This window comes from Terribacillus saccharophilus (assembly GCF_000725365.1).
GTDB classification, from domain to species: domain Bacteria; phylum Bacillota; class Bacilli; order Bacillales; family Amphibacillaceae; genus Terribacillus; species Terribacillus saccharophilus.
In genome coordinates, this window is sequence record NZ_CP008876.1 from 2,546,831 (window position 1) to 2,567,552 (window position 20,722).

Sequence of the window (20,722 nt, forward strand, 5' to 3'; positions counted from 1 at the left end):
GGAAATCAACGAAAAGGGGTTAGCGTATGACATATGCTATTAGAACGCATCAGCTGACGAAGGGGTACCGTGGGAAGGACGTTGTTTCCAATGTCAGTATGAATGTGAAGCGCGGCGAAATATATGGATTCCTCGGCCCGAATGGTGCGGGAAAAACAACCATCATGAAGATGATGACCAGCCTCATCAAACCAACCGCTGGAGACATAGAGGTTCTCGGGACGAGGCTGCAAGCCAATTCTCATGAAGTACTTAAACGAATAGGCTGTATCATTGAATATCCTATTTTTTACGATAAGCTATCGGCCAGAAAGAATCTGGAAATCTATTGTGAATATATGGGCTACTACAAGAAGGATGCTATCTCAGAAGCATTGGCATTAGTGAATTTGAAGAACGTGGAAGACGTCCCAGTCAAAGAATTTTCGCTTGGTATGAAGCAGAGATTAGGTATTGCCAGAGCCATCGTAACAAAGCCAGAGTTGTTGATCTTGGATGAACCAGTCAATGGTTTGGATCCGATTGGGATGCAGGAGCTTCGGGATCTGTTTCATAAGCTCAGCAGACAGTACGGTGTTACGCTGTTAATCTCCAGTCACATACTTGGGGAAATCGAACACATTGCTGATACGATCGGCATTATCAGGGAAGGCAGATTAGTCGAAGAAACATCCATGGCAGAAATTCGCGGCAATCATACCGAGCATATCGAGCTCTCGGTTTCTGACTATCCAAAAGCAGCTTATGTATTGGAGCATGAGCTTCAAGCGAATAACTTCCAAGTGAAAGAAGAAGAGGATCTGATCAACGTCTACGATCCTGCAATCTCCCAGAACGATATTATACTGGCGATGGTTCGTAATGGCGTCGAAATCGGGAAGATCAACAATAAAAATCTATCACTAGAAGGCTATTTCATGCAGCGGATGGAAGGGAGCAAAAAACATGCTTAATCTGATGAGGTTAGAAATGAAGCGAATGAACTTCCTGACGATAGGTGTAACATTCCTTCTAATAAACGCCGGAATACTTGGTATCCTTCTATTGCTTGGGGTTGATACGGAAATAACCGCTGAGTCTATTGCCAGCGCAGATGAAATTATGATGTTTATTGAGATTATGGCGGTAGCTGGATTCGTCATCTATGCTTCGGTTCTGCTATCGAACATGATTATTGAGGAGTTTAAGAGTAAAACAATATCAGTCTTGTTCACGACACCTGTTAGTCGGAAGCAATTACTCATGGCTAAAGTCATCGTTATAAGCTTATTAACTTTTGTGTTGTTTTTTGTGTCGGTATATCTGCTATCGATTATTTTTAGTTTGCTGAATAACGTATACGATATCTTATGGTTTTCTTTCCCGTTGAATCTTTTATGGGAAAACACAGTACATCTGTTGGTCACTGGAGTTGCGGTGGCAGGGATGGCACTTATTCCGCTAGTATTCGGAATGATAAAGTATTCGGTACCTGCAACGATAACATCCTCTATCTTAATCATTGCTATTTTATCCTCTTCGATAAATAGTGATGGCACGAATTTGTTCTCTTTCACTGCAGTGCCAGTTGCGCTTGGTATCGTCGGGTTCATTATAGCTTACTTTGTTATTAGTAAGGCAGTGAAGAAGGATTTTTGATCTGCTGGTGAATATAGTAATAGTAGTTGTCGCACTCATAAAATTGCTTTTTCTATTTCACCTGTAAGATGAAATGCATATTGACTTTCCTCACAATTATTGTAATAATATCTTTAATTTGAATACTGGTACCTTTAATTCAGTCCCGTGAGGCTGACAAGGACATTCGGAAACTATGCGGAGTAATGGGATAGCTATATCCTTATATCCTCATGTTTAAAGAGGCTTCCTGTCAGTGATGGCAGGAAGCCTCTTTTCTTTTTTCCTCGGTACCAGTTTTAGTCTAACTAAAACAGGAGGAATTACTATGAAACAGAATAAGGTAGATCATGATTTTTCACTTCAGCCAGTCCCGGGGTCACATCGGAGCGGATTTTGGAAAATGATGATGGTAATGCTTGGGTTTACATTTTTCTCAGCGAGTATGGTATCGGGAGGGACGCTCGGACTAGGATTGTCCATGACACAATTTATCTGGATCGTTTTAGCAGGTAATTTGATTTTGGGACTATACACTGGAGCACTTGCGCATATCTCAGCTAAGACTGGTCTTTCTACACATTTACTGACGCGTTATGCTTTCGGTGAAAAAGGATCCTACTTATCTTCCTTCTTGCTGAGTGCAACGCAGGTAGGTTGGTTCGGAGTCGGTGCGGCTATGTTCGCAGTGCCGGTTCATAGAGTCACAGGAATAGATACATATATATTGATTATTATTTTGGGATTAGGCATGACAGCGACTGCCTTTTTTGGAATGAAAGCTCTGACAATCTTAAGCATTATCGCGGTGCCGTCAATTATCGCACTTGGAGGATTTTCAGCTCTTGAGGCAGTTGATACGATTGGTGGGTTCGGTGAACTTATGCAGTATCAGCCAACCGAGAAAATAAGTCTTGCAGCAGCACTGACTATCTGTGTCGGGTCATTCATCAGTGGAGGAACGTTAACACCTGACTTTACAAGATTTGCGGACAAACCCAAAAATGCTGTTATAACAACAGTCTTCGCGTTCTTTATCGGTAACTCACTCATGTTCTTCTTCGGTGCAATCGGCGCGATTATAACAGGTCAATCTGATATTTCCGAAGTGATGTTCCTGCAAGGCCTTATCATCCCAGCGATTATCGTGCTAGGGTTGAATATCTGGACGACGAATGATAGTGCGATTTATGCATCGGGTCTAGGAATCTCCAACATTACGAAAATCAAAAAAAGTAAAGTGGTTATCTTCAACGGTATTATTGGGACGATTCTGGCGATGTGGCTGTACAACAACTTTGTCGGGTTCCTAACAACGCTAGGCGCTGTCTTACCGCCAATCGGTGCCATCTTGATTGCAGATTATTTTATCGTACGCCGCGGGAAGTACCCAGCGTTCGAAACAATGACATTCAAAGCGGTGAACTGGAATGCAATGATCGCCTGGGCTATTGGAGCAGGTGCAGCGAAGTTTCTGCCTGGTATACCGCCGATAAACGGATTGATTGGTGCTGCGGCTGTCTATGTAGTTCTTTCAATCATCGCAGCAAAAGCAGCTGAAGCAAAACTTAATCTTAACGTAGAAAAGGTGACAGAATCATGATTATAACAAACGCGAAATTAAGAAATAGAGAAGGTCTTTGGCAAATACAAATCACAGAAGGAAAGATTGAAAGAATAGCTCCGTCTATCGAAGCAAACCGTGATGAGCAGATCATGGATGTACAGGGTAACCTAGTACTGCCGCCATTTATTGAACCGCATATTCACTTGGATACAACGCTTACTGCTGGCGAGCCGAACTGGAATGAAAGCGGGACCCTATTTGAAGGAATTCAGCGCTGGGCAGAACGGAAAGAGCTGCTGACGCTAGAGGATGTAAAAACACGGGCGAAGCAAGCATTGAAATGGCAAATTGCACAGGGAATACAGCATGTACGTACGCACGTTGATGTGACAGATCCAGAATTAACAGCTTTAAAAGCATTGCTCGAAGTAAAAGAAGAGATGGCATCTTATATTGATTTACAGCTTGTTGCTTTCCCGCAGGAAGGAATTCTATCGTATCCAAATGGGGAGGAACTGCTGGAAGAATCACTCCGCATGGGAGCAGATGTTGTCGGCGGCATACCGCATTACGAGTTTACGAGAGAGTATGGCGTAGAGTCTTTGCAGACAGCCTTTAAATTAGCGGAAAAATACGACCGTCTCGTTGATATCCATTGTGATGAAATCGACGATGAACAATCCCGTTTTGTTGAGGTAGTGGCTGCAGAGGCGCATCGCTACGGCATGGGCGAACGAGTGACAGCCAGCCATACAACAGCAATGGGCTCATATAATGATGCATACACATCTAAATTATTCCGTCTGCTAAAGTTGTCCAACATCAACATGGTGGCGAATCCATTAGTCAATATTCATCTGCAAGGACGCTTTGACACGTATCCAAAACGAAGAGGGATTACAAGAGTGAAGGAGCTTCAAGAGGCTGGCATTAACGTCAGCTTTGGACATGACGATATCTTTGACCCATGGTATCCACTAGGGACAGGTAACATGCTGCAAGTACTGCACATGGGCATCCATGTAACGCAGTTAATGGGCTATGATCAGATTGTTAACAGCATTGATATGATTACGTCTAACAGCGCAAGAACACTGCATATCGAAGACAAGTACGGTATTGAAGAAGGAAAGCCTGCCAACTTGATCGTACTGGAAGCAGAGAATGAATACGAAGCGATTCGGAAGCAAGCTGCTGTTCTGTATTCTGTACGGAATGGTGAAGTTATTGCGGAGACGAAGCCAAGAGAAACTACTCTAACGCTTGGTGAGAAAGTGGAAAATGTTACATTCAAGAGGTAATAGTATAGAGCTAAGAGATTGGGTTATTTCCAATCTCTTATTTTTTATCCTGCTTGGATTGCCTGCACCGCTTGCTCACTCTGAACACGAGGTAGCGCGAAGATAATATTTTTCCTTGTGATTGGATCCATAGCTACTAAGCCAGGATGCTCCGCCCAACCCATTAAAGCATAGGAAGAAACAAGTTCAAATTTATTTCCTAGTTCTCTTGAGAGTAGTCAAAAAAAGAATCAACAAAAAGACAAATGAAGCACCAAGAAAATCCTGTGCTTCATTTGTCTTTTATTTTAATGGCCCACTAACAATGCCTTTTTGAATCTTATTTTCCTTAAGCCATTGATTATACAAAGTCTCAAATCGTTCTTCATCACTATCCCTAAATCCTTCAAAAACAACTTCATCAATATTCTCTTCATTAAAATAAAGAACGGCGTCAGCGACCAAACCTTGAGGGTAGACAGAGGCTGAGTAATCAAACATCTTTTGTTCCCCTTCTAGCTCTATAATGGGGCCGCGGTTCAGAATCATGAGTTTACTTGTACCTTCTTTTAGAAAGACAATTGATCCGATTGGGAGCATAGTTATTCCTCCAATATTTTGTAGATTAGTATGTAACACAACTTTTGTTGCGTAAATCACATTAATATAAAACAGGAACTAACATAACTTCTAATTCTCTGTCTGAAATTTCACCTTTATGTTCCCAGGCCAAACAGTAAACAAATTACCCATAGTCAGTAAGAACAAGGTAATCATATAGAATACTAATATAATTGTATTTCCATAAGAGACATATGCATAAAACATACCAATGACAAAAGCTAAAATGAAAATATAGTATAGTATATATCCTAATAGGAATTTTAAATCTCTAAATCTCACAATTAATTGTGTATCTTCTACATCTGCGCCATCTATATGATGTAATAGATTTTCTTTATTTCTTCTACTTATATGACTTCTTAATAAAAGTATTAGCAACGTAGTAATACCAATGATTAATAAAGAAAGAGGAGTGGAGATATTTACATCAAAACGATTCATTATAGGTCTTAATAAATTGGCAATAGCTAAACCGATAACTATTGCAAGTATATTTACGTAACTACCTTTTTCTTTAGGGCTACGTTTAACAACATCATTTAATATATCTTGGTTTGTAATTTTGTACGCTTTGTGAGGGAAAAACCAAAATAAGAAGGGTATATATATAAGCCACTTTGGATTGTCCTTATCTAAGATATAATAATCATTATTGATAGTTATAAGATTGTAACGCATTTTTTTGTATACAAAGTTAGCCTGTGCATTCATATGTTTTCTTTATCCCCAATTCATCGGATTAATTGCATCAAAACCACTACTGATTGCTTCTCCTATATCTTTAGTTGTTTCAGCTATGGAATCTATGGCATCGCCTGCGGCATCTTTCGTGCTTTCCCATGCTTGATCTATTTTACCACCCACATAATCTAAACCATCCTGTAGTCCTAATATATTATTATCATATAAGTAGTTGAATCCACCTACGAGCACTGCACTAACTGCAACGCCGCCTAATACTGCCCATCCAGCTGGATTTGAACCTAATAAGAATGCTGTTGCAGCTGTACCTAGAAATGCGCCTGCAGAACCTATTCCTAGAGAAGCTGAATTGTGAACTAGAGCCTCTCCGAAACTTTTATCTTTTTGATTCAGGTCCTCATACATACCTACTCCAAAACCAACTCCCATGACTCCTCTACCTAGCCATTTTCCACCTTTTAATATTGCCTGACCAGTATTCTTTAGTGAGTCTGTGAAGCCTGCTGTATTTGGATTCACCATGACAAACGTATTGGGTATATCAGGACCTCTAGTCCCAGTCATAACAGTGATAAATCCGCCAAGTTTTGTTGTTGTCCTTCCAACCTGTTGCAAGACATTGGCAAGAAAATCATTAGAAAAGTCTTTTTGCATTTTTTCTTTGTTTTCATTAATGTAATCAAGTACGGAATCGGGTACATCTTCTTCCAATTCCTCTTCATGTAACGTGACTTTCGTTTTCGATGCAAGCGCGTATATATCATAGTATTCTTCTCGTGTTATATTCCCCTGCTGAAGATCCATTAGAGCATGATCTAATAAGACACGAAAGCTCTCATGCATACCATCTGACTTGTGATCTTTTGTAGCAGCAATTGCAGCCATAGGAAGATACTCAATATTATCCTCAGTGATTTCAATATTTCCATTCCCATAACTTTGCTGAATAACATTATTATAAGCATTCATATCCTGCAGGGAAACGGCATCAAAGTCACTGATCGATATAGCGCCGCTACTTAATCCGGTTGTCATTTCGGACAAATACTTTTTCAATGTATCTAAATCACTTTGTGTTTCTTGCAGGTGAGATGCGTGTTTACTATCGAGTTCGCCTAGATCAGTAATGACCTCATCTATTTGGCGTTTGCCTTTTTCAATATATGTTTCAAAGTCAGAATAACTAACTTGTGCTACAAACCTAATATCCGCCACACTGGATAATACTTGATTAATATTTTCTGAGACACTAGCAACCTTGGATTTAGCTTTATCTAATCCGGGGTGCAGCTCATTGTCTAGAAAGCCTTCACTTATGTAACCTTGTTGACTTGGTTCGAAGGATTGAACGTCATTCTTCATGTTCTCAAGCCTGTTTTTGTAATCTTCCATAGATTGAAGCAGGAAGGTGAGAAAGGGGGTGTGAATTTCGTTGTAGTAAGAACGGATAGCATTGCCTGTTTTTCCTTTTAAGGCATCATCTAAGCTATAGAGATTTCTAACTTTTTGCTGAAGGTTTGATAGTTGATCGGAAAGTGTGTCTAAATCGAGCTTAGACGTTTCTGTACCTTTGTGAATCTCCTTTACTGCGAACTCTTTCAACGTACTTCCTCCTCACTTGTTTATTTTAAAGCGATGTTATTGCCAAGTGCTTGATCTAATTCGACTAGTTCCTGTACTGCTGTTTCTGTTGCTGCTATGTTATCCTGAAACAGCGTAATGAACTGACCGAGAAGGTTTTCGTATTCTTGCTTAATTTCGTTGTACAAATCACTCATGCGTATGTCTTTATTGCCGTCCATTGTTTCGCCGAGTTGTTTTTGCAATGCTTGCAAGCTATCGCTCATTTCTTGGATGCCTTTTTGAGCCTCCGCTTGATTAATTTTTATTTCTCCGCTCATGGAAGTGCTCCTTTCCATAAAAATCTGCTATTTTTACCCTAACGAAACCATTTTCCATTTTGTAGAGTATTAAGTACCTTTTTCCTTAAATAATTACCGTCTGTGACTAGGGAAATAGTTTTATATGCTCATTTATTGGCTTGAAACGCTAACCTATTACCCGTTTTGTTGGATTTATATGCCAAATTATTACATAATCTTGATTTGGATCGTGCGGGATGGGGAAATGGTGTGTAACTGTAAACGACTTTTCCGGATACTGTATATACGTCCTGGCTCTTAATCGTGCCGATGCATTTATTTAGAGCAGATAAAGCTATAGCGGCTTGGTATTTTAGCTTTTGCAGTGTACAGCATCTAGATATAAAAGATGGATGGCTACACTCTACTATTACAATGAGGAATGAGGGGAATGATGGTGATTATATTTTTCAAATAAGAAAACACAGTCCAAAAAATCTCCCCAACCAAGAGAAGAATTTAAAGTATGTAATAGATAGGCTCGCAGAAAAATTTAAGGTGCACCGAAGCTAGATGCGAGCTGTCTCATTATAATCCCCAACCTTTTTACCATTACAAATCGGTCGTATTTTGGAAAAACAAGGCAGAAGTCTTACAGATTTTTTGCTGGAAATCCTTTACTGTAGTAGTGATAAAGTTTTTTGTGCGGTGTGATGTAAAGTAAGGAGGGTGTTAGAATGTCTTTAGCTTCTATAGATAGTCAAATCCGCAGTATGAATAGTTCGATCAATGGGTTGCGTGGGCAAGTGCTCCAAAAGCAAGAAGAAGTGCAGCGCCTTGAACGTGCGATCTCAGAAATCTCTAGTCTGCAAGGAGATTATGAAGAAAGCAGGAAATATTGGCGGGATATTGATTTGACAGCGCAGACGTGGAAGGGAGAGCTTGCTGATAAGTTTGATGCTTTCCGTAATGGAGAGCTTTCGGCTAGCTTTAAAGATGTGTCTCAAGATGAGGTGCAGCGAGTTCTGGATGCGTTAGAACAGGCGAAGGGTATGCTTGTTGCTGAGATTGATTCATGTCAGATGCAGATGGCAACGAAACAAAGTTCATTAGATCGGCTTCATGCAGATAGGAAGAAGGAACTGCAGTCATGAGTGAGATTAAATTAAAAGCGGATCATGTGCAGCAGAAGTTGACGGATCTCCAAAATTCCCTGTCAGATTTCCAATCTGGAAATCTAGATAGAGGCAGTGGCCGGGAGATGCTTGATGTCCAGGCGAAGATCAATGATATTAATGTATCGCTGAATAGTCTTATACAAGATTATCAGCAGATGGCTCTGCAGCATGTAGAGGCAAGTCAAGATGCTGTTGATTCCCTCGAGAAATTCGAACAGACAGTGGCTAAAGCAATTGATGCCTTTACAATAGGATAGGAGCGATCAAAGCATGGCGATTCATGTGAAACGTAATACAGGCATGATGGGTGGGTTAGCTAAGGTTGCTGTAATTGTAGATGGGCAGCATGCTGCTAAGCTCGGTAATGATGAGGTTACGACTGTCAGCCAGGGTGATGAGGCTGTAAGACTAAAGGCCAAGCAGTGGTTCTTTGGCAGCAAGGAATTGGAAGTAGCTGATGATGCTAGTGTAGAGGTAAGAATCAATATGGCTGCATTGCTTTTGCTTCTGGCTGCAATAGTCTGCTTTATTCTAGGTGTCATGATTGCGCCAATTATAACTGCAGTGGCAGCCATTCTCTTTTTTATTTGTATAATTTATAGCTCGAAAAATTGGTTTCAATTGATTGAAATTTAATAGAAGAATATGAATCTGCTAGTTGATGTTTCAACGTAGATAAACAAAGCCAGTGAAGTACCTTTGAAGTACATAATCGCTGGCTTTTGCTGTTTTATTGGACGTTTGTATCTTTGTTCCTGTCTTATATCAGTCTGTGCCGTACAAAAGGCATGGTTCTGTATATTTCTTATTAGTAGCTTTGGCGCATTTTGAAAGAGTGTCGTTGATACAGGCGCAATTCATAATAGAATGAATGAAGATAAGTGGATATAAATGTATTTTTAATGGCTTACTGAGACAAATTCGGAGGCGGAAAGGACTGAAAAAATGGCATTTTTATGGTTCAAAACAGACACGGAAGCAAAAAGAGATGACTACCTTAAGCTGTATAACGAATTGGAAGAAACAAAAGCAGAACATGACAAGCTGGTAAGCGAAGCGGAGTCTTATTTTTCTTCCTATAAAGGGAGCGTACCGTGTATGGCGGAGGATGCCATTCCAAGTAGTGACTTTATACCAGCAAAGGAACGGCTTGATAAGAAGCTGACAGATTACTTGGATAACGAGAAGGAATATCGCAGTAGGCTCGTAATGGCGAGTGATCGAGCATATGAACGGTATCTTCATTATAAGCGTAAAGCAATGGATGAAGCGAAGGAGGACTAAGCTATGGCGAAGGATGTAATGATTGATCAAGCTGAATTGGAAACAGCCAAATCATCGGCAGCAAAGCTGAAGGAATCCCTGGATAATACCTATGCGCAAGGAGAGGCCCTGCTTTCGCTCGTCCAAGGATCCAGTTGGGAAGGGAAGTCACGTGACAGTTTCCTTGCTTACTTGGAGCTGCTGCTTCAGTATCATGCCGATCTCAAGGATGCCGCTTCTTTACAGAAGAAAGCGTTGGATAATATAGAGAACTATCAATCTGATTTCCAAAACCACAACCTGGTGAAGGAAGTGAAAAGCCTATGACGCAGACAGATAAGGATACCTTTCATGTGGCCGAACTCTACTTACTCGCTGCGGCATTTGATGCGGAGGCTTTATTTGGCTTGCCTGATAAGAAAATCTATCAGCTGCAGGGGGAAGAACCTTGGAGTCAGGCACATAAGCGTTTGATTCAGAAAGGTATTTTTACAGAAGAAGGTAAGCTGACAAAATCAGGTGCTGTGATTATTAAAACGTTGTATGAATACTTCTTTAGCCAAAAATATGTGCGGATCAACAACCTCATGTTCGCGTTCCGGGAGAAGCAGGCGGAAGAAGTAATCATTCTCGTGGAGACGGCGGAGAAGACGTACAAACTTTATGTGATGGCCAAGCCGCTTGTACTGAAGCTCCTTAGCGAGAAAGTCCCGCTTCTGAACCGTGAACCTGCCGAGGGAGAAACAAATTTCTTGCAACGCGAGCTGCCAGATGAGGAAAGGGCTGCGATCAATGAGCTCGGTGTGACGAATGACATCGCCAATATTGAACTTTTTCATCCACGCGTGAAGCCGCAGATCGCCAGCAATCCGAACCATTATCAGCAATGGCTTGTCCTCGCAAAAGATGACAAGCTGATAATGATTGATACGACCGAGAAGCAGTACTACCACGCAAGCCAGTACTGGTTTATGAGGGTATTATTTGATGCATTGGACTTCCCATATCGACAGAAAGAGGGGGTAAGGTAGATGGCTAGTGGTAACATCACGGTTGATCCGATAGAGATTACCGATATTTATAAGCAGCTCATGGCTATCATGGAGGATTTACAATCGAACGCAGTTCCTGCAATCGAGAATATTAAAAATACGAAATTCTATCAAGAAGGAAAAGCGATGGAAGCAATCGAAGCTTACCCCGAAGCGAACGAAAAGTTCTTGGAGCTGCAGGATCACTACGCACGAATTTCCTCGTTGGTGATTGAAACGCTAAACACGATGATTGAGACAGACGAAGCTATCGCTTTAAAGATCATCGATGCATTGGAGGTGTAATGCGTGGATGTAAAATACCGAAGCAGTCAATGGGATAAGACGAAGGATAGTCTGCGTAACTTAATTGGTCTTGGTGTCTGGGGAAAAGGCATGATCGATACGATGAAGGACATCACTGACAACTTGGACGAAGTAAGCGAGAAGGTAGCGAAGTATGATTCCGATGGCGTTGTCTCGTTCTCTTATACAAGCGATAAAGACAAATACCAGCGATTATTTGAGGACTTCAAAGTGTTGGAGGATTTCAGTGGGAATGTCGGGGATATTGTAGAGGATATAATCGATCAGCCATTTTATGAGGATATCGATGCATTTGTCCAAAAAGTACGCGATTCTTCCATCTCCAACTACACTACCTCGAACCATATAGGAGCGACGGAGACAATACCAATCTCTTATTATGGCTCCTATCAGGAATACGAAACGGAGAAAACAGAGATTACCATCGATGATATACTGAGCGGAGATAACTATTATGCTGATCAAATCAAGACTTCTTTTGAGGAATGGAAGGTTCAGAACCCTGATGAAGACATCAGCTATGAAGATTACCGCACTGCTGCCGTCAACACACGAGCTTTTGAATATGAGTCCATTGAGGACGGGCAGTTTACAAAAGAGTTTTGGGTGAATATAGCAGCCCTCGTCGTCATCGTTGGCGTAACCGTTGTGTGCCCGCCAGCTGGTGCAGTATTAGGGGCTGCTTATGCAACGGTAGAGATGGGAAGTGCTATATCCGGTCAGGACTGGGCTTCCGGAAGAGAGCTAGACACTTCGGAACGATGGACGAGGGGTTTGCTTGCGCCGCTTGATGTTCTGCCTATAGGTAATGCGGTGACTAGTTTTACAGGAACGGCACGTACAACAAGCAGAGTGGTGGATTTAGGGAGCTTGTTAAATAAAACGAAGCTCAGCTCCTCCCTCGCCGACAACATCTCTAATCAAACATCACAGGTATTGAGATTAGTAGAGACAGCAGGCCAGCAAACTTCCACACGGTTACGGAGTGCTGCTCACACGGTTACTAATACTACAAACAATCTAAAAAACAAACTAGGAGAAGAGGCTGTTAGAATTGCGCAAATGGGGGATGCGGGTATAACTAGAGTTTTAAATATGTTTCCCCAAGTTGGTGCTGTTGCGGATAATGGTTTAATTCTTGCATCTTCTAGTAATTTTAATAAGCTTGAGGAGGGAGCAACAAAAGTAGCGAACCGTCTTGGATCTCCTAGGATTACGGGTGCAGGTAATGCGGGAGTAAATGATGTAAAAACAGTAGTGGAAAAAGGGCAACAGTATACAAATGGAAGAAGAAACAGACTAAAGCCGAATATTAGGTATCAAACAGGCGAGTATGATTACTTTTATGAAACTGATACTGCGGGAAGAATTACAAAATTTGAGACGGATAAATTACAATTAACCACAAGAGAAGATAGATTGCCGCATAGCAAGAACACGCTAGGTAAGGTTAAGGGTCAGGATCACGCAGGTCATTTGGCAGGTGATAGGTTCGGGGGGTCACCTAAAATTGATAATTTGGTGTCGCAATTATCTGATGTTAACCTAAGAGAATATAAAAAAATTGAAGCTGAATGGGCAACTGCTTTAAGTGAAGTACCCCCAAAAGCTGTGAAAGTTGATGTTAAGATAATATACTCTGGAAATGATCTGCGACCTGATAAATTTATAGTCAATTACTTTATTGATGGTAAGCCAGGTTCAAAAATTATTAAAAACTAATTAAAGGAGTGAATATTTGAATGAAAGAATTTGAAGATAAGTTTACTGAATTACAATCCGATATGATATCTATTTGTTTGGAGTACGTGGAAGATAGAGCAGATAAAGTATACGTTTATGCTTCACATGAAGGAGGAATTATCTCGAGTAGCTTCTTTTACTTAATTAATAACAAGTATGTAGAATGTCATAAAGTAAATGATGCCTTGGAATCTGGGGATGAAGGTTATGATGTATCTCCAGAACGAATGTTAACGGTATTACAAATAATAAATGAAGATATCGAGAAGATTGAAGTATTGTGCAAAGAATATGGAAGAGACATACCGACGGAAATGAAATTAATATATGATGTGAAGAATGGAAATTTCAAGGCTGAATACAAGTATGATTTGGTATATTCAAATGATGAAGTAAAAACGGCTGATCATATTGCTGATGAATGGTTTGAAGAGATACAAGATAATAATCTTTGATATTCTTAGGGGTTTGCTTGATTTTATGAAGAGTAGAATTTGTATAACTTAAAACATCTTTTCAGGGAGACTAAATAATGTGAGCGAGACCTAGCTTATATAAATAACAAGCTGAACGGGACCAGTCTCCATATGCATCCTGAATAGTAACGAAAGTGCTTATTAATCAATTGATAATAGGCACTTTTTTATAGTGTTATTAGACATTCCGTAAAGTATTTTTGTAAGAGATAGTATAAGGGAGTAACAATAAAAAAGAATAAAGAAACGGTCTTACTATGAAACCTTTGGGGATTCGATGCGTACAAGATATAATAATATCTTTAGAAACTGGAGAGATGAACTTGGAATACGCAATATCGAATCAAAAAACAATCATGCAGAAGGTGCTGCAGACATTCTTGATGACGCTGCTGTTAGCGACGCTTGGAATCTATGCTGGTAATTTTGTGCCGCCTGTGCTTATTTTGCCATTAATCGTAGTGGAATTAGGTATGCTAATTGCTGCCTTCTGGTTAAGAAGGAAGAAGGCTGTCAGCTATACGTTCATCTATATATTTGCTGTCATTTCAGGTATGACGACATACCCGGCGGTAGCTTACTATGCTTCAATTGGTGGAGCTAATATTGTCCTGTATGCTTTCACGACGACGTTCGTTATTTTCGGAGTGATGGCGCTTGTAGGGGTTAAATCGAAAAGAGATTTTTCTTTCCTTGGCGGGTTCTTGTTTGTAGCTTTGATTGCGTTGATCGTTACAGGTTTGATCGGAATTTTTGTTCCATATAGTGATGCGACAATGCTCGCTTTCTCGGGCATCGGTTCAATCGTATTTTCACTTTACATCTTGTATGATTTTAATCAAATGGCAAGGAATCATGTTACAGAAGAGATGATTCCGCTAATGGCATTGAATCTGTATTTGGACTTTATCAACTTGTTTATGAATTTACTGCGATTCCTAGGAATTATGTCCAAGGATTAAAAAAAATGCCAGAAATCTCTTTTAGAGCCTCTGGCATTTTTTGTAGTTACATAAGATGAGGAGAAGTTAAATTGCTGAAATCACAGATGTTAATAGAAAAAATCGTTTCTACTTTAGATAATTCTATACTTACTAAAGTGTTTGAAGAAAATCAAAATATAGACTACGAGGGAATGTTGATCCATATCGAGAACAATACCTATCGAAGTCGTTTAGCAAAAGCCACACCTAAAAAAAGAGGCTACTTTGTGGCATTCTGGGAAAAAGATGAAAATAATAAGAATCAACCTTATAGTTTCTCGGATAGTCCGGATAAAATTATAATTTCAATAATAGATAACGATTTAAAAGGTCAATTTATATTCCCGAAATCCAAGCTATTAGAAAAAGGGATTTTGAGTAGTGATACTGCTAAAGGGAAAATGGCAATACGAGTATATCCTTCTTGGGAAATGGAATTAAATAAAACAGCTGAACAAACACAAAAATGGCAACAAAGCTTTTTTGTGGATTTAACAACTAACCTAAATCAAGAAAGATTAGAAGAATTGTATTTCCATTAATAAATAACTCTTATGTTAACCTCATTTTAAAGCTAATTTAAAGAAGATAAACTGAGAAAAGACCGGAAAGCTATAAGTGCTCTCCGGCTTTTCGTTACTTCTTATTTACAGATGCTTCATAAATCGTATCAACTGCATCCTTCAATGCTGCATCAAAATCTGCCTGAGACTGATTTGCGTTAAGCTCTGCTGCTAATGCGCGGGAGAAGCTGGCAATCAGATCTTCGTTTTCCTTCAGTTTTTCATTTGCTTCGTCACGGGAATAACCGCCGGATAGAACAACAACGCGGACAACGCGTGGATGCTCTGTAAGTTCTTTATATAGATTTGCTTCTGTAGGGATGGAGAGTTTTAGCATGACGTTTTCTTCCTCGGTTAAGTCGTTCAGATGGCGGAAGATTTCGTCGCGAAGAATCTCCTCGCATCTCGCTTTATCCTCACTATGAATATTCACTTCTGGTTCAATGATTGGAACAAGACCGGACGCGATGATGCTTTTACCGAATTCGAACTGCTGGTCGACGACAGCTTTGATGCCGCTGATATTCGGTTCTTTGATAACGGAGCGCATCTTCGTTCCGAAAATGTTTCGTTCAGAAGCGCGGCCAAGTGTTTCGTTAAGATTATCAATTGGTTTCATAAGCTGAACGCCATCTTTTTCTTCTTCTAATCCTTTATCGACTTTCAGGAATGGCACAATTCCTTTTTCTTCCCAAAGGTAATCGCCAGTGTACTTTCCTTCGATCTCTCGGTCCATTGTCTGTTCGAATAAGATGGCTCCTAAAATCTTGTCTTTGTTGAATGAAGGGGAAGTGATGATACGTGTACGCATGTCGTGGACGAGTTTGAACATCTCCTCATCATTTGAATAAGCATCTTCCGTTACACCGTATTCTGCTAGTGCTTTTGGTGTGCTGCCGCCGCTTTGATCTAATGCTGCGATAAAGCCTTTGCCGTTTTTAATGATATCGAATTGTTTGTCATTCATATCTGCCACTCCTTTAATTCATTTTTTTGCTGAAAAAATACTCCATGTTCACTGTTCCCTTTTATCCAGTGTTTTAACATTAAATGTTTGATAAGGTTTCCAAATCGGGATTTATGGACTGCGGGCATTCATTTGGAAAAGTAAAAACTGTGTTTCGCTGTCTTGCGGGACTTTTTGGTGTAACTTAAGTTGGATTGACGGTCGATTGGGCATGTTATAGGGTAAGTTTGACTATTTAACGAACGGTAGGGAAGGAAGGGCATTCATGAGCATTAGAGTTCGGTTATTCATCATGTTGCTCTTATTAATCATTTTGCCTTATTTTCTCTTTGTTATTTTTATTTATGAGAATAGTAAATCGAGTATCGAGGAACGGGATTTGGCAAGAAGCCGAGAAGAGTTAAACGAAAGCAGAGTGGATTTGGAACAGTACGCAGAGGAGATGGTGCGGCTGCCTTACAGCTTATTCAATATGCCGGAGGTGCAGCAGATACTGGAGAATGGCATGCTGGCAGAAACGACTGAACATGTGCGGGCATTTGAAAATAGTGTAGAGACGTATGCGACAACTCGGCCGGATATTCGGCAAATGCGATTTTATTTTCAGCAAGATCAGCAGTCACTGACTGTTTACCAATCAAATGTTAGTGCTCCAAAGCCAGCTCCGGATTATCTGGAGCGTTCGCCATTTAAGGAGATGAACGAGTCGAAGGAAGCTTACATGCTGGAAACCCCGCATGAGCTTGTGAACGAAGATAAAGTGGCGATCGTTCCGGAATCAGACAACACAGTCGTGCTGCCGATCCACCATAGGATAACGGACGTCCTGAGCGGAAAATTTCTTGGTTTCCTGACGACTGATATAGAGGTATCATCTTTTTCGCGACTGCTTGAGGCTGTCACGAGAGAAGCAGGGACGCAGGTATTACTTGTAAATGGGAATGAAGAGATCGTCTACAGCGAGAATTTGAAACAAATCGGCAATAATATGGACGAGTCTCAATTAACGGCGGAGGGGGAGAATATTGTCCTTCGGGAAGAGCTGGGCGAGCCTTTAGCAGACTGGCAGTTGATTAAGGTTACATCAAAGGATGAGCTATTCCGTGATGCGAGAGAGACAGCTTGGACTAATATTGTGTTAGGTATCGGCGTTGTTCTATTAGGGACTATACTGGTTCTCGTCATTTCTCGTGTGTTTACAAAACCGATTATTACATTAAGTGAGAAGGTACGATCTATAGAAGGCGGTCAGATGAATGTCCAGCTCAAAACAGAACGTAATGATGAAATTGGACATCTGGCTGCGCATATGCAGGAGATGCTGAATCGAATTGATTCTCATATCGCACGTGAATATAAGCTGGAGCTTGAGGCAAGGGAGAGTCAGCTTAGAATGCTCAAATCACAGGTGAACCCACATTTTCTCTTTAATGCGTTGCAATCTATCGGAGCTGTTGCGCTGCGGTCAGATGACACGGAGGTGTACAAGCTGCTCGTATCCTTATCTAAAATGATGCGGTATGCGTTGCAGGCCGATCAGCTCGTGCCGGTACGGGAGGAGCTTGGCTACATCGACTCCTACATTATGCTTCAAAAGGAACGTTTCGGAGCAGATTTACCAATCACTATTCAAGTGGAGAGAAGCATACAGGAAAACAGGATACCGAGCATGCTGCTGCAGCCGCTTGTTGAAAATTACTTTAAGCATAGCTATGAAGCTATGCGAGATAAAGGCAGTTTTATCTTAAAAGGGATGGAAAAAGACGGATTGCTGGTATTTCACGCGGCTAGCTACGGGACATCAGTGAGTGACGAAAAGATTCGTCTGCTGCAGGAGGGAGATACTGGCGGAACAGGGCTGCAAAATATCGCAGAGCGTCTGCATCTTCATCATGGTGATAAGGCAGTGTTTCAACTTGATAATTTGGGCGGAAAAGGGTTTGGGGTTACGATTTGTATTCCGGTAGAGGAGCAGGGAGGTCAGAAGCATGAAGGCGTTACTCGTGGATGACGAAAGAAACGGGCGTGAGGTGCTGCGTGCGCTTGGTGAGTGGGAACAGAATGGAATAACTGCTCTACTAGAGGCGAGTGATGGGAAAGAGGCGCTTGAGCTGATTGCATCGGAGCAGCCGGACATCATTTTCACTGACATCAAAATGCCGCGTATGAACGGAATCGAACTGATGGAGCAGCTGCATGCTGCTGACTACCAAGGAAAATGCATCCTTGTAACGGGTTATGATGACTACCAGTTCATGCGGAAGGCTATTCAATTCAACAGCTTTGATTATTTGCTGAAGCCAATCGATCCAGAGGCTTTTACAAAGGTGCTGGAGAACGTGACGCAAGCCATCATCAAAGAAAAGCAGTTTTTGGAAAGTGAAGCGGAGGTTCTCGGGGATGCCAAGCGACTGCTGCAGGAACAGCAAGTATCTGCATTGTGTATGGGTGAGTTGAATGATTTCTCCATCTTGGAAGACATTTTGCCCCATGAAGAGAAGATCGATCTTACATTGCTGTCTTTTTATCATATGCATCAGCCGGCCCCGATACTGGATAACTTAAGATATGAGTTGCATCGATATGCAATTGGTGACGTATTTCGTTTTCTGCAAGAGGAGAACATGTACATCGTTTTGTCTGCAGCTGATCATTGGCTACAGATAGAGAATTGGCTGCGTCAACATCTGGATATTCCAGTGCGGCTTGTCCAAAAACCGTTTTATGCTATGGAAGAGATCTCTACCGCATTCGAGCATCTTACAGTTGAACTTGCAGAGCATCGTTATCGCACAATCAGAAGACTAGAAGAGCTGGAAAGTGAACAGCGCGGGCAAGACATTGTCGCTTATGTGCAGAGTTACTATATGGAGGATGTGAGTCTGGAGCGATTATCAAAGCTCTTCTTCCTGTCAAAGGAACATATTTCGCGTAAATTCAAGCAAGAGACCGGCATGACTTTATCTCAATATGTAACAGGTTGCCGGATGAAGCAGGCGAAGCAATGGCTGGAGAAAACCAACAAAACCATGTATGACATAGCCAGGCTGCTTGGTTATCAAGATGAAGTGTATTTCTCGAAGCTATTCAAAAAGGAGAATGGATTAACTCCTACAGCGTACCGTACTGAGCGTGGTTCATCATGAGGAAGAAACTGTTCTATGTGCTTTTAACGGTTCTTTTGCTGCTGCTTTCCGCCAGTGGTATGCCACCAGAAAAAGAAAAGAAGCAAGTAGAGGAAACGGTCAGTCTTACAATACGTAATCCAAAGGTGGAGGTAGCTGCTGAATTTGAAAGTATGGTTCGCTTGTACGAGAAGATACATCCTCATGTTCGTATCCAAGTAGAAACCGTTGGTGGTATTTCAGATGATTTCTCTGATCTGAAAACACAAATGGCGGTAGGGGAAGGACCAGATATCTTCACCAATGTCGGCTATGCTGCTACAAAAGAGTGGATTCGTTACTTGGAGGACTTGAGCGAGGAATCATGGGTGGCGGATGCTCGAGATGGTACACTCGATCCCATTACTGTAGATGGGAAAGTGTATGGTATGCCGATGAATATTGAGGGCTTCGGAGTTATTTATAATAAGGCGTTATTCCAAAAAGCGGGTATCAACGAGCTTCCTGATACGTATACAGAGCTGGTGGAAGCGGCGTCTCAGCTCAAAAAGGTAGGTGTGACACCTTTTGCGAATGGCTATTATGAGGAATGGAAGCTGGGACATCATTTGACGAGTTTAGCTTTCGCTGAGCAGTCTGATCCGGAAACGTTTATGTCTGATTTGGCAGCGGGTAAGGCAAGTTTTACGGATAACACTAGCTTTCAGAACATGCTGCGTTTTCTGGATCTGACACTTACTTATGGTAGCCCCCATGCTGTAACGACAGACTATTATGCTGAGATGGAGGCTTTCCAAAAAGGGGAGACAGCCATGATAGTGCAGGGGAATTGGGTCGAGCCGCTATTGGCAAAGCAAGCACCGAATCTGGATGTGGGGATGTTTCCGATACCGCTTGATGACGGAGGAAATACGCAGCTGGTCACGGGTGTGCCAAGTTATTGGGTAGTCAACAAGCAATCTGGATCAGTTGAAAAACAGGAGGCGAAGCGGTTCCTAAAATGGATGACAGAATCGGAAGAAGGGCGAGCATATCAAACTGAGCAGCTCCACTTCATCTCGGCATTTCGCTCTGTTCGGCCGCCCGAAGCAAACCTGAGTGGAGATGCTTGGGCACAATATAAACAACAAGATCGCCGTAACTTCAACTGGTCCTCTTATCCGCCGCCAATGAAGGATGTTTTTGGCCGGATCCTGAAACAATACGTAAATGAGGAGATGTCCAAGCAGGATGCATTGCAGGACTTGGATCATGTGTGGCGACAAAATAGTCTATCTTACTAGTGTAGAAGTCCCTCTATTAGGAGGGACTTTTTGTATGGATATCAATTTTAGACAAAAAGAAGATCAAAATAAGCCATCCCTGTTTTTGTTTTACTGTCCTATACTGAGCTCGTAAGACAGGTTTGCCAAGG

At 41.3% G+C, this 20,722-nt stretch carries 23 protein-coding genes; 18 read left to right on the top strand and 5 right to left on the bottom strand.

Going from position 1 to position 20,722, the window contains the following annotated elements:
• Window positions 1-26 precede the first annotated feature (26 nt).
• The 4 genes from GZ22_RS12850 to GZ22_RS12865 all read left to right on the top strand — a co-directional run bounded on the left by GZ22_RS12850 (window position 27) and on the right by GZ22_RS12865 (window position 4,485).
• A complete protein-coding gene (locus GZ22_RS12850; protein ID WP_038563211.1) occupies window positions 27-953 on the top strand; it encodes an ABC transporter ATP-binding protein in 927 nt (308 codons plus the stop codon).
• The gene (locus GZ22_RS12855; RefSeq protein WP_038563213.1) at window positions 946-1,638 is read left to right on the top strand and encodes an ABC transporter permease; all 693 of its coding nucleotides are present in this window, start codon (window positions 946-948) and stop codon (window positions 1,636-1,638) included. Before GZ22_RS12850 ends, GZ22_RS12855 begins: the two co-directional genes overlap by 8 nt.
• Window positions 1,639-1,945: 307 nt before the next feature.
• The gene (codB, locus tag GZ22_RS12860; RefSeq protein ID WP_038563214.1) at window positions 1,946-3,220 is read left to right on the top strand and encodes a cytosine permease; all 1,275 of its coding nucleotides are present in this window, start codon (window positions 1,946-1,948) and stop codon (window positions 3,218-3,220) included.
• Complete coding sequence (locus GZ22_RS12865; RefSeq protein ID WP_038563216.1) at window positions 3,217-4,485, top strand: cytosine deaminase; 1,269 nt, start codon at window positions 3,217-3,219, stop codon at window positions 4,483-4,485. Before codB ends, GZ22_RS12865 begins: the two co-directional genes overlap by 4 nt.
• Before the next feature lie 282 nt (window positions 4,486-4,767).
• Here GZ22_RS12865 and GZ22_RS12870 read toward each other — a convergent pair whose 3' ends face one another.
• The 4 genes from GZ22_RS12870 to GZ22_RS12885 form a co-directional block, all read right to left on the bottom strand.
• Window positions 4,768-5,064, bottom strand: coding sequence for a DUF4176 domain-containing protein (locus tag GZ22_RS12870; RefSeq protein WP_038563219.1), 297 nt, complete (start codon window positions 5,062-5,064; stop codon window positions 4,768-4,770).
• Between the two features lie 90 nt (window positions 5,065-5,154).
• On the bottom strand, window positions 5,155-5,799 hold the full coding sequence (locus GZ22_RS12875) for a DUF443 family protein (protein WP_038563221.1): 645 nt from the start codon (window positions 5,797-5,799) through the stop codon (window positions 5,155-5,157).
• A gap of 9 nt (window positions 5,800-5,808) precedes the next feature.
• Window positions 5,809-7,392, bottom strand: a complete 1,584-nt coding sequence (locus GZ22_RS18055; protein ID WP_051748266.1) for an LXG domain-containing protein — start codon at window positions 7,390-7,392, stop codon at window positions 5,809-5,811.
• A 20-nt stretch (window positions 7,393-7,412) separates the two neighbouring features.
• Entirely contained in the window at window positions 7,413-7,691 is a 279-nt protein-coding gene (locus GZ22_RS12885) for a YwqI/YxiC family protein (RefSeq protein ID WP_038563224.1), read from the bottom strand.
• Window positions 7,692-8,389: 698 nt separating this feature from the next.
• On the opposite strand from GZ22_RS12885, the gene GZ22_RS12890 reads away from it, so the two are divergent.
• From GZ22_RS12890 to GZ22_RS12940, 11 genes are all read left to right on the top strand, one after another.
• Window positions 8,390-8,806 (top strand): YwqH-like family protein, encoded by a 417-nt coding sequence (locus tag GZ22_RS12890; protein ID WP_038563226.1) that lies wholly within the window; start codon window positions 8,390-8,392, stop codon window positions 8,804-8,806.
• On the top strand, window positions 8,803-9,087 hold the full coding sequence (locus GZ22_RS12895; RefSeq protein WP_038563229.1) for a YwqI/YxiC family protein: 285 nt from the start codon (window positions 8,803-8,805) through the stop codon (window positions 9,085-9,087). Before GZ22_RS12890 ends, GZ22_RS12895 begins: the two co-directional genes overlap by 4 nt.
• Window positions 9,088-9,100: 13 nt before the next feature.
• Complete coding sequence (locus tag GZ22_RS12900) at window positions 9,101-9,466, top strand: hypothetical protein (RefSeq protein ID WP_038563231.1); 366 nt, start codon at window positions 9,101-9,103, stop codon at window positions 9,464-9,466.
• A 309-nt stretch (window positions 9,467-9,775) separates the two neighbouring features.
• Window positions 9,776-10,114, top strand: a complete 339-nt coding sequence (locus tag GZ22_RS12905) for a hypothetical protein (RefSeq protein ID WP_051748267.1) — start codon at window positions 9,776-9,778, stop codon at window positions 10,112-10,114.
• A gap of 3 nt (window positions 10,115-10,117) precedes the next feature.
• Window positions 10,118-10,420, top strand: coding sequence for a WXG100 family type VII secretion target (locus tag GZ22_RS12910; RefSeq protein WP_038563234.1), 303 nt, complete (start codon window positions 10,118-10,120; stop codon window positions 10,418-10,420).
• Window positions 10,417-11,124, top strand: a complete 708-nt coding sequence (locus tag GZ22_RS12915; protein WP_038563237.1) for a DUF5081 family protein — start codon at window positions 10,417-10,419, stop codon at window positions 11,122-11,124. Before GZ22_RS12910 ends, GZ22_RS12915 begins: the two co-directional genes overlap by 4 nt.
• The gene (locus GZ22_RS12920; protein ID WP_038563240.1) at window positions 11,125-11,430 is read left to right on the top strand and encodes a hypothetical protein; all 306 of its coding nucleotides are present in this window, start codon (window positions 11,125-11,127) and stop codon (window positions 11,428-11,430) included.
• Between the two features lie 3 nt (window positions 11,431-11,433).
• Window positions 11,434-13,173: a DNA/RNA non-specific endonuclease gene (locus GZ22_RS18900; RefSeq protein ID WP_245609668.1), complete on the top strand. Its 1,740-nt coding sequence runs from the start codon at window positions 11,434-11,436 to the stop codon at window positions 13,171-13,173.
• A 20-nt stretch (window positions 13,174-13,193) separates the two neighbouring features.
• The gene (locus GZ22_RS12930) at window positions 13,194-13,649 is read left to right on the top strand and encodes an immunity protein YezG family protein (RefSeq protein WP_038563243.1); all 456 of its coding nucleotides are present in this window, start codon (window positions 13,194-13,196) and stop codon (window positions 13,647-13,649) included.
• Window positions 13,650-14,026: 377 nt separating this feature from the next.
• Window positions 14,027-14,632 (top strand): Bax inhibitor-1 family protein, encoded by a 606-nt coding sequence (locus GZ22_RS12935; RefSeq protein ID WP_084160827.1) that lies wholly within the window; start codon window positions 14,027-14,029, stop codon window positions 14,630-14,632.
• Between the two features lie 71 nt (window positions 14,633-14,703).
• Window positions 14,704-15,195, top strand: a complete 492-nt coding sequence (locus GZ22_RS12940; protein WP_217258986.1) for a MepB family protein — start codon at window positions 14,704-14,706, stop codon at window positions 15,193-15,195.
• 94 nt (window positions 15,196-15,289) lie between these two features.
• Here GZ22_RS12940 and GZ22_RS12945 read toward each other — a convergent pair whose 3' ends face one another.
• The gene (locus GZ22_RS12945; protein WP_038563248.1) at window positions 15,290-16,183 is read right to left on the bottom strand and encodes a fructose bisphosphate aldolase; all 894 of its coding nucleotides are present in this window, start codon (window positions 16,181-16,183) and stop codon (window positions 15,290-15,292) included.
• A gap of 265 nt (window positions 16,184-16,448) precedes the next feature.
• On the opposite strand from GZ22_RS12945, the gene GZ22_RS12950 reads away from it, so the two are divergent.
• From GZ22_RS12950 to GZ22_RS12960, 3 genes are read left to right on the top strand one after another with little or no spacing between them, the layout of a single operon-like run.
• Window positions 16,449-18,194: a cache domain-containing sensor histidine kinase gene (locus tag GZ22_RS12950; protein WP_038563251.1), complete on the top strand. Its 1,746-nt coding sequence runs from the start codon at window positions 16,449-16,451 to the stop codon at window positions 18,192-18,194.
• Window positions 18,172-19,329, top strand: coding sequence for a response regulator (locus tag GZ22_RS12955; protein ID WP_038563254.1), 1,158 nt, complete (start codon window positions 18,172-18,174; stop codon window positions 19,327-19,329). The genes GZ22_RS12950 and GZ22_RS12955 overlap by 23 nt, the downstream gene beginning before the upstream one ends.
• Window positions 19,326-20,591 carry an ABC transporter substrate-binding protein gene (locus tag GZ22_RS12960; protein ID WP_038563257.1) on the top strand — a complete coding sequence of 422 codons (1,266 nt, stop codon included), beginning with the start codon at window positions 19,326-19,328 and terminating at the stop codon, window positions 20,589-20,591. Before GZ22_RS12955 ends, GZ22_RS12960 begins: the two co-directional genes overlap by 4 nt.
• The last annotated feature ends 131 nt before the right edge of the window (window positions 20,592-20,722 follow it).

Coding starts and splice junctions, on each gene's coding strand:
- GZ22_RS12935 (WP_084160827.1), top strand. CDS start 14,027: ATGCAGAAGGTGCTGCAGACATTCTTGATGACGCTGCTGTTAGCGACG.
- GZ22_RS12865 (WP_038563216.1), top strand. CDS start 3,217: ATGATTATAACAAACGCGAAATTAAGAAATAGAGAAGGTCTTTGGCAA.
- GZ22_RS12875 (WP_038563221.1), bottom strand. CDS start 5,799: ATGAATGCACAGGCTAACTTTGTATACAAAAAAATGCGTTACAATCTT.
- GZ22_RS12920 (WP_038563240.1), top strand. CDS start 11,125: ATGGCTAGTGGTAACATCACGGTTGATCCGATAGAGATTACCGATATT.
- GZ22_RS12910 (WP_038563234.1), top strand. CDS start 10,118: ATGGCGAAGGATGTAATGATTGATCAAGCTGAATTGGAAACAGCCAAA.
- GZ22_RS12855 (WP_038563213.1), top strand. CDS start 946: ATGCTTAATCTGATGAGGTTAGAAATGAAGCGAATGAACTTCCTGACG.
- GZ22_RS12900 (WP_038563231.1), top strand. CDS start 9,101: ATGGCGATTCATGTGAAACGTAATACAGGCATGATGGGTGGGTTAGCT.
- codB (WP_038563214.1), top strand. CDS start 1,946: ATGAAACAGAATAAGGTAGATCATGATTTTTCACTTCAGCCAGTCCCG.
- GZ22_RS12960 (WP_038563257.1), top strand. CDS start 19,326: ATGAGGAAGAAACTGTTCTATGTGCTTTTAACGGTTCTTTTGCTGCTG.
- GZ22_RS12905 (WP_051748267.1), top strand. CDS start 9,776: ATGGCATTTTTATGGTTCAAAACAGACACGGAAGCAAAAAGAGATGAC.
- GZ22_RS12895 (WP_038563229.1), top strand. CDS start 8,803: ATGAGTGAGATTAAATTAAAAGCGGATCATGTGCAGCAGAAGTTGACG.
- GZ22_RS12850 (WP_038563211.1), top strand. CDS start 27: ATGACATATGCTATTAGAACGCATCAGCTGACGAAGGGGTACCGTGGG.
- GZ22_RS12890 (WP_038563226.1), top strand. CDS start 8,390: ATGTCTTTAGCTTCTATAGATAGTCAAATCCGCAGTATGAATAGTTCG.
- GZ22_RS12915 (WP_038563237.1), top strand. CDS start 10,417: ATGACGCAGACAGATAAGGATACCTTTCATGTGGCCGAACTCTACTTA.
- GZ22_RS12930 (WP_038563243.1), top strand. CDS start 13,194: ATGAAAGAATTTGAAGATAAGTTTACTGAATTACAATCCGATATGATA.
- GZ22_RS12885 (WP_038563224.1), bottom strand. CDS start 7,691: ATGAGCGGAGAAATAAAAATTAATCAAGCGGAGGCTCAAAAAGGCATC.
- GZ22_RS12950 (WP_038563251.1), top strand. CDS start 16,449: ATGAGCATTAGAGTTCGGTTATTCATCATGTTGCTCTTATTAATCATT.
- GZ22_RS12955 (WP_038563254.1), top strand. CDS start 18,172: ATGAAGGCGTTACTCGTGGATGACGAAAGAAACGGGCGTGAGGTGCTG.
- GZ22_RS12870 (WP_038563219.1), bottom strand. CDS start 5,064: ATGCTCCCAATCGGATCAATTGTCTTTCTAAAAGAAGGTACAAGTAAA.
- GZ22_RS12945 (WP_038563248.1), bottom strand. CDS start 16,183: ATGAATGACAAACAATTCGATATCATTAAAAACGGCAAAGGCTTTATC.